The sequence below is a fragment of the Woeseia oceani genome, from assembly GCF_001677435.1.
GTDB classification, from domain to species: Bacteria; Pseudomonadota; Gammaproteobacteria; order Steroidobacterales; family Woeseiaceae; genus Woeseia; species Woeseia oceani.
Map to the genome: position 1 here is coordinate 3,020,556 of NZ_CP016268.1, position 16,515 is coordinate 3,037,070.

Below are 16,515 nucleotides of genomic sequence, written 5' to 3' on the forward strand. Positions count from 1 at the left end.
CCGAATCTGACCGCTACTATGGTCCGACTCCTCTGAATCAAAGGGTTACCAATGAATGCGACGTTCCGCCTGCTGCCAATATTGCTACTGCTCACAGCCTGTGCGCTGGCGGAAACAACCAACACTGCACGTGGCGTCCTTCCGCAACGTCTGGAACGCATCGATACTGCCATCAACCGGGAAATATCCGCCGGCAAGATCCCCGGCGCCGTCGCACTGATTGCCAGAAACGGCGAGATTGTTTATCACAAGGCTTTCGGTAACGCGGATATCCGGACCCGCACACCGATGACAACCAACTCCATTTTTCGTATCGCGTCGATGACCAAGGCGGTCACGACGGCTGGCGTGATGATTCTTTACGAACACGGCCACTTCAGACTCAATGACCCGATCGGTGACTACCTCCCTGAGTTCCGCGACATGCAGGTGATCAGCGAGTACACAGCAGACGGGATGATTGCCGCTACCGCGGCCGCGCAATCGCCAATCCGGATTATCGATTTGCTGACGCATTCGTCCGGCCTGGCGTACCCATTCATACCCGGGCCATTGCAACAACGCTATCTGGATGCCGGCATTATCGATGGTGTAACCGGCAGAGACCTTGAACTCGCCGAGCAGATGGCGTTGCTCGCGCAACAGCCCCTGCTGTTCGAACCGGGCAGTCGCTTCAACTACGGCCTGAGCACCGATGTGCTCGGTTATTTGATCGAAGTCATTTCCGGTCAGTCGCTCAATGAGTTCTTTGCCGAATACATTACCGGCCCGCTGGCAATGCCGGACACCCACTTCTATTTGCCCGACGATAAAGCCGGGCGGCTCGCCAGCATTTACGCGAACGACCCGGAACGCGGCTTGCTCGAAGCCAGTGAGATAGCCAGCGACCTTCCTATCGATGACGCCAACTACCCGATCAATGGTGCACGCCGTTATTACTCGGGCGGCGCGGGCCTGTCATCCACGGCGCGCGACTATGGGCGCTTTTTACAGATGTTGCTGAATGAGGGAGAGCTCGACGGGGTTCGTGTCCTCAGCAGAAAGTCCGTAGAGCTGATGCGCGCGCCAAGGCTCGACAAGAATGGCGACGGTATTGCCGACCAAAGCATCGCCTTTGATGTCGTTGCGGACGTCGGCGCACTGGGAGAGCTGGGCACAAACGGCGCCTACTCATGGGGCGGCGCGTTCTATACCTCCTACGCCATCGATCCGGGCGAGCAGATGCTGTACGTCTTCATGTCACAGGGCCGGCCTATCGATTCGACGATCAACCTGCGTTTCAAAACGCTCGTTTACCAGGCACTGGAATAAATAAAGGGTGCCTGCTCACCCGCCATTGCGCGCCAACCTGTCCTGCCGCAGCGCCGGCATGACGCCCGCGACCATACTCGCAAGCAGGACCGCGATGCCGACATTGATCAACAATCCGTAGTTCTCACCCGGCCCCAACAACATGCCGGCGACCAACGGCCCGCTGGCCAAGCCCATCTTCGATGCAAAGCCGCCCAGGGCCGCCATTTGCCCGGTCAGGTCAAACTCTGCAGCGAGCCCGAGCAGATAGGGGATCACGAATGCCCAGGTAATGCCCATCGCGCCATTCGCAATCAGAAACACGGTTTCATCAGCACTGAAATGCAACGCCCAAAAGCCGATAACGGTCACGACGAGCGCGATGGCCAGCGGCCCGGTTCGTCCAAGGCGGGTATGCAAGCCGACAACCATCAGCGCACCGACGATACCTATCCAGCCGGACAACGCCAGTGTCCACGTGATGAAACCAAGCTCCAGCGTTGCCTGTCGGGCGAGACCGATAATGAAGGCAAACAAACCCATGTTCGCGGCCTGAAACAGGAAGATCGCCAGCAAGGTCAACGCCAGCGGAACGACAGCGATGCCCTTGCCATCGATCGTCGACGCCGCGTTGGCAGCTCGCGGTCGATACTCCGCGAGAAACGGCAGCATCGCGAGGGTGACCAGGCTGAACGCGATCAGGGCGAGAAACAAAGCATCAGTACCGAACACGGGCACGAGGCGCGGCAGGTACAGATTGCCGAGGCCGCCCAGTCCGAACTGTACAACCAACAGCACACCAAAGGTCCGGTCCGGTTTGCTCGCGCGGGCGATGACAGCAAAGGCGATGCCCACCAGCGCACCGCCGATCATGCCGTGCAGAAATCGCGTCGGGATCATGATCTCGGGAACCGCGACCAGCATCGACAACAGGTCCATCGAGATCAGTCCGGCCAGCAGCCCGTAGGCGGTTGGTCGCCAGTGTATGCGCCTGATCAGAAAGACGACGATCAATGCGCCGCAGGCAGCGCCGTAAACATTCGCCGAACCGACGAAACCCGCCTCGCGCGGCGTAAAGCCAAGACCACCGATCAGGCCATCCACTATCGCGGGCATGATGTTGGCGTAGAACAAACCCGCCGTCGCCAGAAAGGACAAAAAGATACGTGCCGCCGCGCCGTCGGGGCTGACTCGCATTCGGCCGGTCGAACTCAGGGTGTCATTCACAGGCACATGTTCCTTATTTTGTTGGACTCAATGGCCGCTTCGCGCCAACGGTAAACGTAGCCATCCGCAAAGTGGTAGTAGACGGTATTGTTCGGAAACAGCACGACGGAAATGCCGCCGTGACCCGACATGAAAGGAACCCACACAGGCTTTTCGCAGCCAATGAATGCCGCGATATCGAGTCCCCAGAAACCATTGTTATAGCGGGTAGCAGCACTGCCTGCTTGCAGGCCTCGGTCGTCCGGGTTGCGTTGCAGGGCTGCATTGAGCATTGCCGGATCGAGCGAAATTCCGTCGGGCAATGGAGCGCCTGCCTGCAGCCAAACCCCGATACGCGCGATGTCGTCGGACTGGTATGACAAACCCCAGCCAAACAATGGCTGTGCGTAGTCATCGTCCGTCGTGCGGCTTGAACGAATGGCGGCACTCAGTGCCAGCGTATCCCACATTGGCTCAACCAGCAGTTGCCGGTAGATGTCCACGCGGCTTTGTGCGTTGCGTTCGAGCAGCGCACGCATCGCAGCACCTGCCACGTAAGTATCCGAGCTGTGATAGGCCCAGACCTTTCCCGGCTCCGCCTTGCGCGGAAAGTAGCTGCAGGCGAAGTCAATTTTTTCACGATGCGTTGGCGCATAGAGGAACGCGACATGCGCGGGCAATGCCTCGTCAACCTCCAGTGCCGTATCAAGGTAGCGCCCCGTCGCCAGATCAAGGGCATCCTCGATGGTGATGTCCTGCCAGCCCGCTTGTGCACATTCGGGCAGCAGTGTCGCCACACGGGTCTGTGCCGCGCCTGCTGCAATGACTTCCAGGCGCATTAATGCCAGCCCGGCAACGATGGATTTCGCGGTTGAGAATGAAGGCAGCAGCAGTTCATCGCAGTAGGGATAATCGCCGTACCGGGTCCGGCACGCACTGCGATAATGCTGGCCGTCCACAACCAGCCCGTATACCGTGCTGTCACGCGGCTCCATAGTGGCAACAGCGCCGAACTGCGCAGGATCAATGCCCGCCTTGAGTTCCGTCAGTGCCGCTATTTCCCGCACCGGCATTCGACGTTGCTGGTTTACATGGAACGCGGCAACGATTGCGGGTCGGCTGCGCTCGCTGTCAAACGTCATTCGGGCTTGCAATGTGCCCCACATATCAAACTTGAAATACGCACAGGTCTCGCTGGCAATCTGGTAGGCAACACGCGATGCCTGCCCTTTCGCATCGACCGCCCAGGTCAGTACGCCATTGTGAGTGCAGTTTGCATCACGCTCCACGAGCGCAAATGGCAGGGAGTACTGAAGCTCCAAAGATGAAGACGACGAGTGCCAGACCCGCCCGGTCTGAAAGGCGATATCCCATGCCGGGTGATCGAGACGCTGTACCGACTGATCCTGTGGAATAACGAAACCGTCCACCTGGGTCCAGTCGAGAATGGCCGCAGGAAATGTTGCGCGTGCGGTTCCGTTATTGCCCAGGTAGTTGAATCGATCCTGCAGAACCTCAAAACCAGCCGCGCTGGCAGGGTCTAGTTCCAGCCGGCCATTACCCGACTGTGCGGCGGCGACGCTGTGTGGCGACGGCGCGAACTGCGCCATTGGCAGCGGCCGCTGCAACGGCTGCTCCCCAAACAGAAACGCCCTGCTCAACCGCGCTGTACCGACCGACGCACGAGAGCCTGAAATTCGGACATTGTCCGCCCAGCAATAGTCTTGGTTGTCTTTACCGGCGGCCCGGAATCGGAGTTGCAGGGCGTCGTTGTCTGAAAGGTCGTCACCGGAATGTGAGCCCGAATAGAGCGTTACTCCATCCGCCTGATCTGGCCCGATCTCCAGCACACTGCTCCACTGATCACCGCCATCGACCGACACTTCAGCAAAGCAGCGGTCTGATCTCTCGAGACTGTCGGCGGCGAGCTGGACGCTCACCGCCACGTTGCTGAAGCCTGCTGTTGACAGACTGAGAGTAACGGCTTTTTTTTTCGTCAGCCGCAACGAAGTGTTGCCAGCGTAGCTTGTCAGCTGCAACGTGCCACTGCCGGAATCGCGCCAGCCAGGAATGCTGTCGCCTTCGAAGTCCTGCACCAGCAGGACATCCGCCGCGGCGTTCGCCGCGAACAGCAACAAGAACGAACAGAAACTAGATCGCAATGCCGGCGTCCTGCAGTCTGCGCGTCAAGGGCGCAAGTTGCTGCTCATATCGGCGCCAGCGAGCCAGCGCATCGCGGTAAATCGGCTGCCGCACCTGTGCCGCGCTGGCGGTCGCCACCGGCGAGCGATTCTTCTCAAACTGCAAACACGCGGGTTCGAAAGTCAGGTTGCAGTGATCAAGCATTCGGTGTGTCACTACTTCTTGCTGGTCAACCAGCTCTTCGTAGGACACGTCCAGTACGGCACCCGGAAAGACACTGTGCCAATGTCGCATGAGACGGTCGTAGGCGATGTAGTAGTCCGCGAGATCGGCAAGATCGTAAGAAAACGGGTAACCCATGCGAAACAAGGTCCGGTACATCGCCAGGCAACTGTCCACCGGGTGACGGTGGACGTGCAATACCGGCACGTCCGGCAAGGAACGCGCGATGAGCCCGAGATACAGGAAATTGGCCGGTGTCTTGTCGATAAAATACGAGCCGCTACGACCGTAGTTGGCGACACTCTCAAGATAAGCCCGGCCCAGTTGCTCGGGATCGATGTCAACTGACGCCCGCAGAAGAGCCGCCTTGTCGGCCGCTTTGCCAAGACGGGTCAGGGTCAGAGCGAAATCGTTGATCTCACCCATACTTTCAACCTGGCTGTGGCTGCTGATGATTCTGTCGACCAGCGTTGTGCCGCTGCGTGGCAAGCCCATAACGAATATCGGCCCGGTCCGTAGCGCTGTTGAACGCGGTTTCGCCGCATAGTGGCTGTCGAATAACGTGCGAATCTTGTCCATTGCGGCCACGTCATGGCGAACGTCGTAGGCCATGCGTTGCCGCCGGGCCGCCGCACCGCGACTGAGCGCAGTGAAACTGGCCGCATACTCGCCGAGGTCTTCGAGCTCTTTGGCTAGCGCGTAGTTCAGCGGAACAATACCCGGGTCGTTGGCCGGAATGCTTGTCAGGCGAGCTTCAATCGCTGCAACGTGATTGTCGTCTTTGGTTTGTTTGCGCAAAGTCGAGCGATTCTGCCAGGCGTCGTGATCAGCAGGGTTCAATTGAATTACCCGCGTGAACAATTGCTCCGCTTTGTCCAACTCGCCTGTTGCAATGCAGGACGAGGCAAGGTTGTACAGAGTCGCCGGATCGTCTGGTGCCAGTTCCACGGCCCGTGAATAACAGCGATGAGCATCGTCGTGTTTGCCTGAATGCGCAAAAAACCCGGCAACGTGCTGCAGCAAGACGGGATCGTCGGCCGCGTCTTTCTCAAGCGCCGAAAGTTGCGAATAAGCTTCGCCGTGCCTGCCGCAAAAAATGCAGGCCTCAGCAAACTGCAATCGTGCGCCAGAATGAGCGCCATCACGCGCAAGAACATCCCGCGCAAGGGCCAGCATGTCATCGAATCGTCCTTGTTGCTGCCTGGCTTTGCCCAACAGCAACAAGGGTTCAATGGCGTCGCTGAACGACTGCGCCAGCGCCTCACTCGCGGCCGCTGCATCGTCTGCCCGGCGCAGACTCAGCAGCTTGCGAATCTCCCGCAGTGCAGATCTGTAACGTTGTTGCCGCTCGCTGTTTGCCTTCACATCAGAAGCGGTAGTTCACCGACACCCCTATCGTACGGGGTTGCGACAGGAACTGCTTGCTGCCATTGCCGAAATAGCCGCTGGCAGGCGCCGTTCCCATGTATGCCTCGGTGAACAAACCGGTGACACCTCGTTCATTGCCCACATTGCGAATGAACAGCGTAGCATCCCAGTTCGACAACATCAGGGTGGTCGAAATATCCACCAGCGTGAATGCGTCGAGTTCCACATTGAACGTCGGCGTGTCATTGATCGCGTTACGGGTTTCCGACTGGTAGTAAGCGTGCACGCGGGTGATCCACTGCCTGTCTGCAGACAAGTCTTTGGTAAAGATACCGGTTGCGTTCAACGCATGTTCCGGTGTGCCCGGCAGCTGTGCCCCGGCCAGCGCACGCGGCACTGTCGGGTTATCCGGTGCAAACAACGGCTCATCGAGTTCTGCGTTTACATAGGCGTAGCCGAGCCGGTATTCGAAGTAGTCATTGACCACGCCGTCCAGTTCCAGCTCGAGACCACTGCTGCTGGCCGACTCGCCGTTCTGGACGGAGAAGAAGCCCCAGTTCGTTGTTGCCGTGTTGACTTGTGGGTCGTCCCAGTCGACATAGAACACAGCGGCGGACAAGCGGGTGCGCTCGAAGGTGCTCTTTATGCCCAACTCGTAGTTGATGACCGAATCCGAGTCGTAGCGCAGCCAGCCCGGGTCTTCCGCAAACGTGCCGGAGGTCGGTACGGCGTTCGCACCGCCACGGCGGTAGCCTTCTGAAACCGTACCGTAAATGGTCGAGTTCTCGGTGGCGTCCCAGGATGCATTCAGCTTGAACAGGACATCATCATCCTTCACTTCGAAGTTGCTGGTTTCCGGGACAAACAATCCCGCATACAACGGCAGATCTACATAGGTCGTGTTGGTGAAATCGTTGTCAAAATAGCGGAAGCCAACGGTCGCCTGGAACTCATCGGTAAAGTTATACGACAATTCGCCGAATACCGACATATCTTCATAAGTCTCGCCGCGCTGGTAGTCGAAATCCATATCGCCCGTTACCACGGCTTCCAGGCCGGGCAGGAAAGCGTCCCACCAGGTCTTGAAACCGCGCACGAAACTTTGCTGGGTCGAGTCCAGATCCTGATCCTGGTAGAACGCACCAACCACGTACTGGAACGGATCGTCCGTGGTCGAAACCAGACGGAATTCCTGCACGATCGCCCGGTCGCCGTAGGTTCTGACCGCAGACGCCATCGGTCGCGGGTAGTTGTAATAGAAGGCGAGAAAACCGGCCTGCGCGTAAAAGCCGGTGTTCTCACTGACGCTTTCACCGTCATGATCGTACGCCGAGGTACTTGAGGTCAGGGTGGCAAAGCCCAGGTCGAACTCCATTTCCAAAGAGCCCAGCGTCACATCGCGTGACGAAGGTTCCAACTGGATCGAGCCGTTCTCGTAACTTTGGTAGGTTCTGCCGTAGCCGTCAACGCCAACGGTTTCCTGCCGACGGCCGCCGATCTCGTCGCTTTGCGCCTGCAATGCCGCACGTAACTTGAAGCGGTCATTCGGTTCAAACAGAAACGATACCCGTCCGTAGTCGATATCAACGGTATCCGCATCTTCCACATTCCGGTAACTGGCAGCGGGATCAAGCACACCGTTTGGCGCGACCGGAATGCCGTTTGCATCGAGTTCGTAGACATTAACGTAGTCGGTAAGACCCGGGTAATCCATGTGACCGATATTGATACGCAATGCGGCAACATCGCTGAAGCCGAAGTTGCCAATGGCGTCCGCACTCCAGCCGTTGCCATCAGAGCCTTTCACATTGCTGCCTACCACATTGACCTGACCGGAGTACTCGCTGAACTTCGGATCGCGGGTAATGTAACGAACCGTGCCGCCAAGCGAACCGGAGCCGTACAAGGTACCTTGCGGTCCGCGCAAAACTTCGACGCGCTCGAGGTCGCGCAACACAAAGTTGGCATACAGCGGTGTGTCGTTGACGTAGGTCGAGACCGTCGGGACTGCCGACAAGGAATAGTCGCCCAACGCTGCGCCATCAACGTTGACACCACGAATCATGATGCCGTTGATCACGCCCGAATTGCGGTAGCCGCGGTCAACAACCGCCACACCCGGCATGGCACGCATCAGGTCGACCTGATCAGTGATCAGCGCGGCCTCCATCGCATCGCCACTGAAGGCGGAGATGTTGTACGGCACGTCCTGTACCGACGAGGCGCGGCGAGTCGCGGTTACGATGATTTCCTCGAGGCGAACTTCCGAGTCCTGCGCCATACTCGGGGCGGCGGCTCCGGCGACAATGGAGCCGATAGCCAGCGCCAGCGGCGTTCTGCGAAATACAAGATTCGTTGACATGTCAATTGTCCCTTTGCGGAAAGTCGGTATTGGATTGAGTCGGTCGGGTCGGCATTTCCAGCGGACCCAGCGAATTCAGGTAGTCGGTTGCGGCACCATTGTTGTAGCTGGCAAATGGCACCTTGCTGTCGCGAAATGCCTTGAGGTTCTGGCTCAGGCCGTTCCAGCCGTTCTTGCGTACATCCCTGACGTAGTCGAGATCGAGCCGCAGCGGAATGACTTCGCGGCCGCGGCCGGCGCTGTACAACACTTCACCGCCCGGGCCCGCCATCATCGACTGACCGCAGCCCACGCTCGGTCCGAGGTTGACGTCGAATACGTAGCACTGGTGCATCGCGGCTGTCGCACAAATGATGTTGTGCTCTGCCTGGCGGTCTATCGTGCTGGTGAGACTTGGGTGCAGGATGACTTCCGCGCCGAGGCTGGATAACGCCCGTGCAGTCTCCGGGAACCAGATGTCGTAGCAATTGGAAATTCCGAAGCAACCGACGCCCGGCACATCGAAAACCACGGGGGTATCGCCCGGAGTTGTGTCCGCTTCGTAGGGCAGCCACGGGAACATCTTGCGGTAGCGGGCGACGATCTCGCCCTGCGGCGAAATGACCGGCACCGTGTTGTAAACCACGCCATCGGCCGCCTCGAACATGGAACCCGGTACCAGCCAGATGCCGTGGCGCCGGGCGATCCCGCAGAACCGCTGCTCGCGCGGTCCCGGCATCGGCTCGGCGTTGCGGACATCGGTACCGCAGGCGTTCAGCTCGGACGCGACCAGCATGTCCAGCCACGGAAAACGGCGCATGGCGGAATCGATCTCAGCCTCCATGTGCGCGAGATTGTCGCCATTCGGGCCTTCCAGTTGCAGCCCGGCGATCGCTATCCTGCTCATAATCTCCCCTTTGGTTGCGGAGACATTACGCAGGCAGCCCGGGACTGCATAGGTCCAGTTAGCGGGTATCAATGAGACCAGTTTGCAGCGCAGTCTGGGCGGGTGGCCCGCGCTGCTACCCTCGAACCAAGCGGCCGTGCCCGGCAAAAGGCACGTCGCCGCTGGCCGCCCACGGGCAAGGAAAAGCCGCGCCGCAGCACCCGGCTAGGGCCAAAGTGGCATTGGCTCCACGCGGCATGTCATTGGATTCCGGAAAGAATTTTCCCGAATACCGGCGTGCCAAAGCATTGCTTTTCATCCGCCGGTGCTTTTGGCAAAGTTCCGGTTCCCTTCAATACCTGGTTGATGCCCGCTGTGCCACTTGTTGCCCATTCAACGTTGCCGACCTTCGCCCAACTTGGCGAACAAGGCCATGACTTGCTTTCCAAAGAACGGGCTGAACGCCAGGACATCCGCGAACTGCACATAGGGCTGCTGAACATGATGCCGGACGCCGCATTGCAGGCGACTGAGCGGCAGTTCATACGTCTGATCGGCAGCAGCAACCGGATTGCGCAGTTTTTTGTCTACCCGTTTTCGCTGCCTGAGCTGAACCGCAGCGCTGCCACCCGCGATTACATTGAGCAACACTACAGTCGCTACACTGACCTGCAAGAGCAGGGGCTCGACGCCCTGATCATTACCGGTGCAAACGTCGCAACCCCGGCACTGGATACAGAGCCGTTCTGGGACCCGCTGATGGACATCGTCCGCTGGGCTGACAAGAACGTCGCATCCATTCTTTGCTCCTGCCTCGCAACCCACGCGCTGCTGAAGTTCCACCACGATATTGATCGTCAGCCGATGCCCGGGAAGCGCTGGGGCGTTTACAGTCACCAGGTGCACGCGGCCGACCACCCGCTGGTACGGGAGGTGAATACCCGTTTCGATGCACCGCATTCGCGTTACAACGATATTTCCCGCACCCAACTTGAAGCGGCGGGCCTGCGCATACTGGCTGAAAGTACGGATGGCGGTGTTCATATGGCAGTCAGCCCGGACCAGGCTCGCGTCGTGTATTTTCAGGGTCACCCCGAATACGATCGCAACAGCTTGTTGAAAGAATACAAGCGCGAAGTACGCCGTTTTCAATCCGGCGAACTGAGCGCGATGCCCCCCTTCCCTGAAAACTATTTTTCGCCCGAAGCGCTGCAACTGATCGACGCCGCGCAACTTGAACGCAATGCCTTTTCCGATGCTCTGGAAGCCGCACTGGAGCAGGCCGTGGATAACACTTGGGGCGATACTGCCAAAGCCATCGTTAATAACTGGCTTGGTCTCGTCTACCAGCTCACCAATCTTGATCGCAAGAAACAGTTCATGGCGGGTGTGAACCCGGAAGCACCGCTAGATTTCCTGCGACAATCCTGACACTTCAATCGTCTCAATAGGATCAACCATGAAAGACCAGACTCTAGCCATACACGCCGGTTTCAAATCGGACCCGACAACGAAATCGCTGGCGGTGCCGGTCTACCAGACCGTTGCTTACGAATTTGAAAGCGCACAACACGGTGCCGATCTGTTCAACCTCGCGGTTGAAGGCAATATCTACTCGCGCATCATGAACCCGACGGTGGATGTCCTTGAGAAGCGTTGCGCCGAGCTTGAAGGTGGAATCGCAGGACTGTGCCTCAGTGCGGGCAGCGCGGCCGTCAACTACGCCATTCTGAACATCGCGGAAAGTGGTAACAATATCGTTTCCGTGCCGATGCTGTACGGCGGCACTTACACGCTGTTCAAACACATGCTGCCAAAACTCGGGATCGAAGTACGCTTTGCGGCCGACGACTCAGCGGCGGCCATGAGCAAGCTGATCGACGACAACACAACCGCCATTTTCTGCGAGTCGATTGGTAACCCGGCGGGCAATATCGTTGATATCGAAGCCCTGGCCAAGATGGCGCATGAGCGTGGCGTACCACTGATTGTCGATAACACGGTCGCCTCGCCGGCACTGATCAAACCCATCAAGTGGGGCGCCGATATCGTTGTCGAAGCACTGACCAAATACATGGGTGGACACGGCAACTCTCTCGGCGGTGTCATCGTGGATGCCGGTCAGTTTCCGTGGGCTGATCATCCGAAGAAATTCCACATGCTGACCGAGCCGGAAGAGTCCTATCACGGTGTGGTTTATACAGAGGCGCTCGGAGCAGCCGCGTACATCGGTCGCGCCCGGACGGTGCCACTGCGCAACAGCGGCTCGGCCATGAGCGCAATGAACGCGTTTCTTATCCTGCAAGGCCTGGCCACGTTGCCGTTGCGTATGGAACGGCATTGCGACAACGCACTTGCGGTCGCGAAGCACCTGAAGCAACACCCCAAAGTCGACTGGGTCAGCTACGCCGGGCTCGAGGATTCGCCGTACTTCGACCTCGCGCAGAAATACACCAATGGCAAGCCATCGGCATTGCTGACCTTTGGTATCAAGGGCGGCTTTGATGCCGGCGTCAAGTTCTATGACGCACTGCAGATGTTTGTGCGTTGCGTAAATATCGGTGACGTGAAATCACTTGCGGCACACCCGGCATCCACCACGCACCGTCAGTTGTCGGACGAAGAGCTGAAGAACGCCGGTGTTACGCCAGACATGATCCGGCTGTGCGTCGGTATCGAGCATATAGACGACATCCTTGCCGATCTGGATCAGGCGCTCGCGGCAGCGGCCTGACAGTCAGTCGTTTGTGTATCGGCTGCATGAACGAAACGCATGAGCCGCAGGCAGGTACAGCCTGCCTGCGGGTTCAGAACAAACTCAGTGTGGCCGTCTAACGACGGCCGCACTCGATCGTCAGCGACGCAAAGTCCTGTGTATAGGCCGGTGCCGCGGATGCCTGTCGTCCAATCAACTCTTTGCTGTAGGTCAAAGGCGGCGTAGCCGCAAGGCCACGCACGCGTGTCGCCTCCTCCTCCGGCTCCGGCGGCGCATCAGCCGCAAACCGCATCCACTCGCCAAACCGAACCTGCCCGTCAATCCGGTACGACGGGCGTACCGACCAACGGTAGGTCTTGCATGGCTCAAGACCGTAACCCACCGTATGCTGCGGATCCGGCAATTGCTCTTCTTCATAAACGAGGCGTTGCGCGTCAAAGATCGCAATATCGTAGTAAGTGTTTTCCTCGTTGATCTCGTCTACCCAACTGCCGTAGGGATCACCGCCCGTCAAGTGCATTGCCCAAGCCAGCGTTGGTGTAGCGGTCTTGCTGACATACTCCAGCGGGTTCTTGCGGTGCGGGACGGCCGTTGCCGTCGCTACCGGCTGCAGCTCGTGACTCAGCTCCACCCGGTTGAACACTTCAGCCGCGGCCTCGCGGCCAAGGTAATAACGCGCATAGTTCGCGTAGTTCTGCCACAACGCATTATTGTTTGCTGTCCAGTTGCGCAAGGTATCGCGGTCTTGATAGCGAATCAGCGTCTCGTACAGCTTCTCGCCGTCGCTGTATCGTCGCAACGTAACTTCGGCTGCTGTGGAAATAATGGCTTCCTTGCCCTGCACGTCGATGCCCACTTCATGAAAGCTGACGTAGAGTACGGCATCCGTGTCTTCGGGGATCTCTACCGCCGGAGCGAACAGTTTTGATTCCAGATGCGGCAATTGCCGGAGCCGCCAGAACACGTCCAACGCCAGTCCGTCGTCTGTCAGCGGCTGGTTCTCCGCGTTGGCGAGCTCCTCGGTCAGGTCGTCACGGAACTCCTGGATTTCACGCTTCACTGCACCGGACAGTCCGCCAAAAATAGCGCCGGGAATAGTAAGTATTGGTATGGGAATATTGATGGGCACGCCACCAATTTCCTTGGAGATACGGCCCAGCTGGGAACCCTTGCTCATCCCTCCGGCCATTCCCAGCGTTGCCTTATCGTAGGTACCGCCGATCGCTTCATCGGCCGGGCTCTCGCCGGCCACCAGCACCACCTTTTTTATCGACTCGCGCAGCGCTTCCGGCATGTGCGTTCGGCTATCGGCAGCCGCTTCCTGTGCTTCTGCAGCTGTCGCGACCAAACCGGGCAGCGATACACCGCCCAGTAACCACATCACTGCATGCCAGACTGCAACATGCGTCCATCCAACCGTCTTTTGCCGTTGCTCCATAGCGAACCCTTGTAGATCCAGCCGGGCATGCATCATAGTGCCCGCAATGAACAGGCCGCAAATGGCCCGGCCGTACTGGCCTAATGACCGGCCTTAATGGAAAACAAGCCTGTCGCCAGCGCCAGAACAAGGCGGCGCCCGACCGCCACTCAAAGTCACGATACCGGGCACCTCCAGGCCATCCCGCCGGCTAATTGAACCGCGCCCGCAGCGGTGCCGGCAACAATGCCTCGATAGCGAGTACTGCCAGCAGAGATAGACCAACCAACGGGAAGATGATTCCAACGACCACGGGGATCACCAGTACGCCGCGCGGAATACGATAGCCGCTAACGTGGCTGGGCGCGCCAAGGCGTCCTTCCGGTCGGCGTTGCCACCACATGATCATGGCGGCCACCGACATCAACAGTATCGCGACACAGGTCAACAACATCAGCCACTGATTGAGTCGGCCGAACTGCTGCCCGGTGTGCACGCTGATGCCCCACTCGATCATACGCGCCGCCGCGCCCATATCCGAATAGCGCGCGTCGTATAACAGCTCGCCACTGTACTGATCGAGATGCATGGTTCGGCTTTGCTGCACTTTGTCCGGAATGACCGATGCCGACCACACGCCACTGCTACCGCGCGGCATATTGATCACGTAGCCTGGCGGCATGCCCTTGCGGTCGAAAAGTTCAATTGCAGTATCGAGGTCAATCGCAACGTTGCCGTCATTGCCTGACGACGGCAACGGCATGTGCTCTGTCGTCCACGGTGCCGGAACGACCGTGTCGTGCATATGCATCGTCGACTCCACGACCGGAAACCAGTACCCCGGCGGATAACCCAGCCCGGCATCGTTTATAACCTGCTTGAGATTGTCTCCCCATACGCCCGACCATGGCAGACCGGTCAGGGCCATAAACACAATGAGCAACGAAGCGAACACACCGGTTACCGCGTGTACATCCCGCCAAAAGGAGCGCCGGCCGGCATTTCGCCTGACGCTCACAACGCCCCCCCGGCGGCCGCGCGGCCACCACATGTACACACCGGTCAATACCAGTATCAGTGCCCAGCCAGCCACGACCTCGATCAAGCGATTGCCCAGCCAACCGACCTGTTCCAGGCTGTGGAGTCGCCGGATCAAGTTCATCAACGGCAGATTGCCGAACTGGCCGCGCGATACCTCGCCGAGCACCGATCCCTGGTACGGGTCAACAAACACGAAACTGGAATTGCCGGCGCCGTCGTCAACGATAACCCGCGCCGAACTATCCTCAGCCCACGGCGGCATATAGCCGACAATGTCACCATCGGAGTCAGCGGATACTGCCCGCACCAGAGAAGATGCGGGCAGCCTCGCCGAAGCCGGTTCGACGTGCAGCAGGTCGTCGTACAAGCGGCTGTTTATCTCATCCTTGAATAAGTACAAACCGCCGGTTACTGACAGCAGTATCAGGAATGGCAAGACGAAAATGCCGGCATAAAAATGCCAGCGCCAGACGGCGCGGTAGAGATTGCTACGCATCATCGCAGGGCTCCTAGCGCAGCAACCAGCGAACGCCGACATAGGCGGACACCGGTGTACCGGGATTCAGGATTGCGTCACTTTCCGCCGCGATGTTGCGCACGCTGTGATTCGCTACATAATTTTCATCGAACACGTTGTTCACCGTCGCGTTCACGCTGAAGCGTTCACCCGAACAGGCAGCGCGAAGTCCCATAAGCGCATAGCTGTCTATCGTGTAGGTATTGGCGAAGTCCGCGTAGCGCTTGCCCACCCGCTCGAACGTGGGACCGACTTGAAAGCCGCGATCGTTGCGATACATCATTTCGCCACGCAACACATAATCGGGCGCTGCGGGCAATTGATTGGCGCCGTAAACGGCATCGCCTTCGAAACTGAACTCGTTGACCGTCAGGCTAACGAGCGGCGCAAGATAGTGCCGACCCGATTCACCGAGGCCAAATTCGCCAGCAACCATCGCTTCAAGCCCGGAGTGCAAGGTCTTGTCGATATTGGTCGCCAGGCTGGTTCCCGGAGCCGCAGGATCTTCGACAGAAAGAATTTCGTCGTCGATCGTTGCATGATAAATCGATACATCCCAGTTCCAGCGATCGTCGCTGCCAAATTCGCGGGTCCCGCGGGTACCGACCTCCACGGCTGCGCCCTTCATCGCCTTCAACGTTGCATCGCCACCGCTTACATTGTCCTGTAGCTGGTAGTTGGTCGGTGGTTCGAACAAACGACTGACATTGGCGTACAAGGAAACGCCGTCGCTGACAGTGTAGACGATGCCTATACGCGGATTGATCCCGTCGTAGCTGTCCTGCGGATTGGTCAGCACGGCGGATGCAACATCCGTATTGCGAACTTCTCTGTCCGCCGACACCGCCTGTGCAGCGAGCACCAAAGTCAGTTGCTCACTCAGCTTCCAGCGATCCATGACGAACGCCTCGAGTAACGTAGCACTGTTATCGACGACCGTACTCAGGCCATTGATCTGACCGCCCAGATTACGGTAGTTGCCGCCCTCGACACTGCTCCGCGCATAATTGACGCCGGCAACGATGTCATGCCGGTCACCCGTATAGTTGTAGCGCAACGCGGTCCCATGATCGCGCTGCTCAGTTGCGATCAGCAAGCTGAATACTTCAACCGGTTCGGCGGGCCCGGGACCGTCGAAGTCCACCATGACGCGGTCAACGATCGGATGAAACAGTGATTGTTCTTCCACGGAAAAGCCGACATCCAGTCGCTGCCGTTCGTCGATCTGCCAGCTGGTCTTGCTGGCCAGCCGCCAGGTTTCGACGTCCACTTGAAAGTGGCCACTGACAGCTGAGGCAGCGGCCTGTTCGGGGTCCGCGAGCATTTGTGCGCGGGTCAGACCGCCTGGCAATTCCTGATTATTGTCGAT

The 16,515-nt window shown here is 58.6% G+C and carries 11 protein-coding genes; 3 read left to right on the plus strand and 8 right to left on the minus strand.

Annotation, left to right across the window (positions count from 1 at the left end):
* The first annotated feature begins 51 nt into the window (after positions 1-51).
* Complete coding sequence (locus BA177_RS13720; protein ID WP_068617122.1) at positions 52-1,311, plus strand: serine hydrolase domain-containing protein; 1,260 nt, start codon at positions 52-54, stop codon at positions 1,309-1,311.
* Between the two features lie 15 nt (positions 1,312-1,326).
* Here BA177_RS13720 and BA177_RS13725 read toward each other — a convergent pair whose 3' ends face one another.
* From BA177_RS13725 to BA177_RS13745, 5 genes are read right to left on the minus strand one after another with little or no spacing between them, the layout of a single operon-like run.
* A complete protein-coding gene (locus BA177_RS13725) occupies positions 1,327-2,517 on the minus strand; it encodes an MFS transporter (RefSeq protein ID WP_197493056.1) in 1,191 nt (396 codons plus the stop codon).
* Complete coding sequence (locus tag BA177_RS13730; protein WP_156762836.1) at positions 2,514-4,658, minus strand: serine hydrolase; 2,145 nt, start codon at positions 4,656-4,658, stop codon at positions 2,514-2,516. The genes BA177_RS13725 and BA177_RS13730 overlap by 4 nt, the downstream gene beginning before the upstream one ends.
* The gene (locus tag BA177_RS13735) at positions 4,648-6,225 is read right to left on the minus strand and encodes a tetratricopeptide repeat-containing sulfotransferase family protein (protein ID WP_068617124.1); all 1,578 of its coding nucleotides are present in this window, start codon (positions 6,223-6,225) and stop codon (positions 4,648-4,650) included. Before BA177_RS13735 ends, BA177_RS13730 begins: the two co-directional genes overlap by 11 nt.
* 1 nt (position 6,226) lies before the next feature.
* Positions 6,227-8,590 (minus strand): TonB-dependent receptor, encoded by a 2,364-nt coding sequence (locus BA177_RS13740; RefSeq protein ID WP_068617125.1) that lies wholly within the window; start codon positions 8,588-8,590, stop codon positions 6,227-6,229.
* A gap of 1 nt (position 8,591) precedes the next feature.
* A complete protein-coding gene (locus BA177_RS13745) occupies positions 8,592-9,476 on the minus strand; it encodes a carbon-nitrogen hydrolase family protein (RefSeq protein ID WP_068617126.1) in 885 nt (294 codons plus the stop codon).
* A 354-nt stretch (positions 9,477-9,830) separates the two neighbouring features.
* Between BA177_RS13745 and metA the strand changes: the two genes are divergently transcribed.
* Both metA and BA177_RS13755 read left to right on the plus strand, forming a co-directional pair.
* Positions 9,831-10,886, plus strand: a complete 1,056-nt coding sequence (gene metA, locus BA177_RS13750; protein WP_068619395.1) for a homoserine O-succinyltransferase MetA — start codon at positions 9,831-9,833, stop codon at positions 10,884-10,886.
* Positions 10,887-10,914: 28 nt separating this feature from the next.
* A complete protein-coding gene (locus BA177_RS13755; RefSeq protein WP_068617127.1) occupies positions 10,915-12,189 on the plus strand; it encodes an O-acetylhomoserine aminocarboxypropyltransferase/cysteine synthase family protein in 1,275 nt (424 codons plus the stop codon).
* Between the two features lie 97 nt (positions 12,190-12,286).
* Here the strand turns inward: BA177_RS13755 and BA177_RS13760 are convergent, their stop codons facing one another.
* The 3 genes from BA177_RS13760 to BA177_RS18665 all read right to left on the minus strand — a co-directional run bounded on the left by BA177_RS13760 (position 12,287) and on the right by BA177_RS18665 (position 16,497).
* Positions 12,287-13,609: a hypothetical protein gene (locus tag BA177_RS13760; RefSeq protein ID WP_156762837.1), complete on the minus strand. Its 1,323-nt coding sequence runs from the start codon at positions 13,607-13,609 to the stop codon at positions 12,287-12,289.
* A 190-nt stretch (positions 13,610-13,799) separates the two neighbouring features.
* Positions 13,800-15,128, minus strand: a complete 1,329-nt coding sequence (locus tag BA177_RS13765) for a PepSY-associated TM helix domain-containing protein (protein ID WP_068617131.1) — start codon at positions 15,126-15,128, stop codon at positions 13,800-13,802.
* A gap of 10 nt (positions 15,129-15,138) precedes the next feature.
* Positions 15,139-16,497, minus strand: a complete 1,359-nt coding sequence (locus BA177_RS18665; RefSeq protein ID WP_156762838.1) for a TonB-dependent receptor — start codon at positions 16,495-16,497, stop codon at positions 15,139-15,141.
* Positions 16,498-16,515 lie beyond the last annotated feature (18 nt).

What these genes read in the sequence shown, in the direction of transcription:
- BA177_RS13740 (WP_068617125.1), bottom strand. Translation starts at nt 8,590, where the DNA reads ATGTCAACGAATCTTGTATTTCGCAGAACGCCGCTGGCGCTGGCTATC.
- BA177_RS13755 (WP_068617127.1), top strand. Translation starts at nt 10,915, where the DNA reads ATGAAAGACCAGACTCTAGCCATACACGCCGGTTTCAAATCGGACCCG.
- BA177_RS13745 (WP_068617126.1), bottom strand. Translation starts at nt 9,476, where the DNA reads ATGAGCAGGATAGCGATCGCCGGGCTGCAACTGGAAGGCCCGAATGGC.
- BA177_RS13720 (WP_068617122.1), top strand. Translation starts at nt 52, where the DNA reads ATGAATGCGACGTTCCGCCTGCTGCCAATATTGCTACTGCTCACAGCC.
- BA177_RS13765 (WP_068617131.1), bottom strand. Translation starts at nt 15,128, where the DNA reads ATGATGCGTAGCAATCTCTACCGCGCCGTCTGGCGCTGGCATTTTTAT.
- BA177_RS13760 (WP_156762837.1), bottom strand. Translation starts at nt 13,609, where the DNA reads ATGGAGCAACGGCAAAAGACGGTTGGATGGACGCATGTTGCAGTCTGG.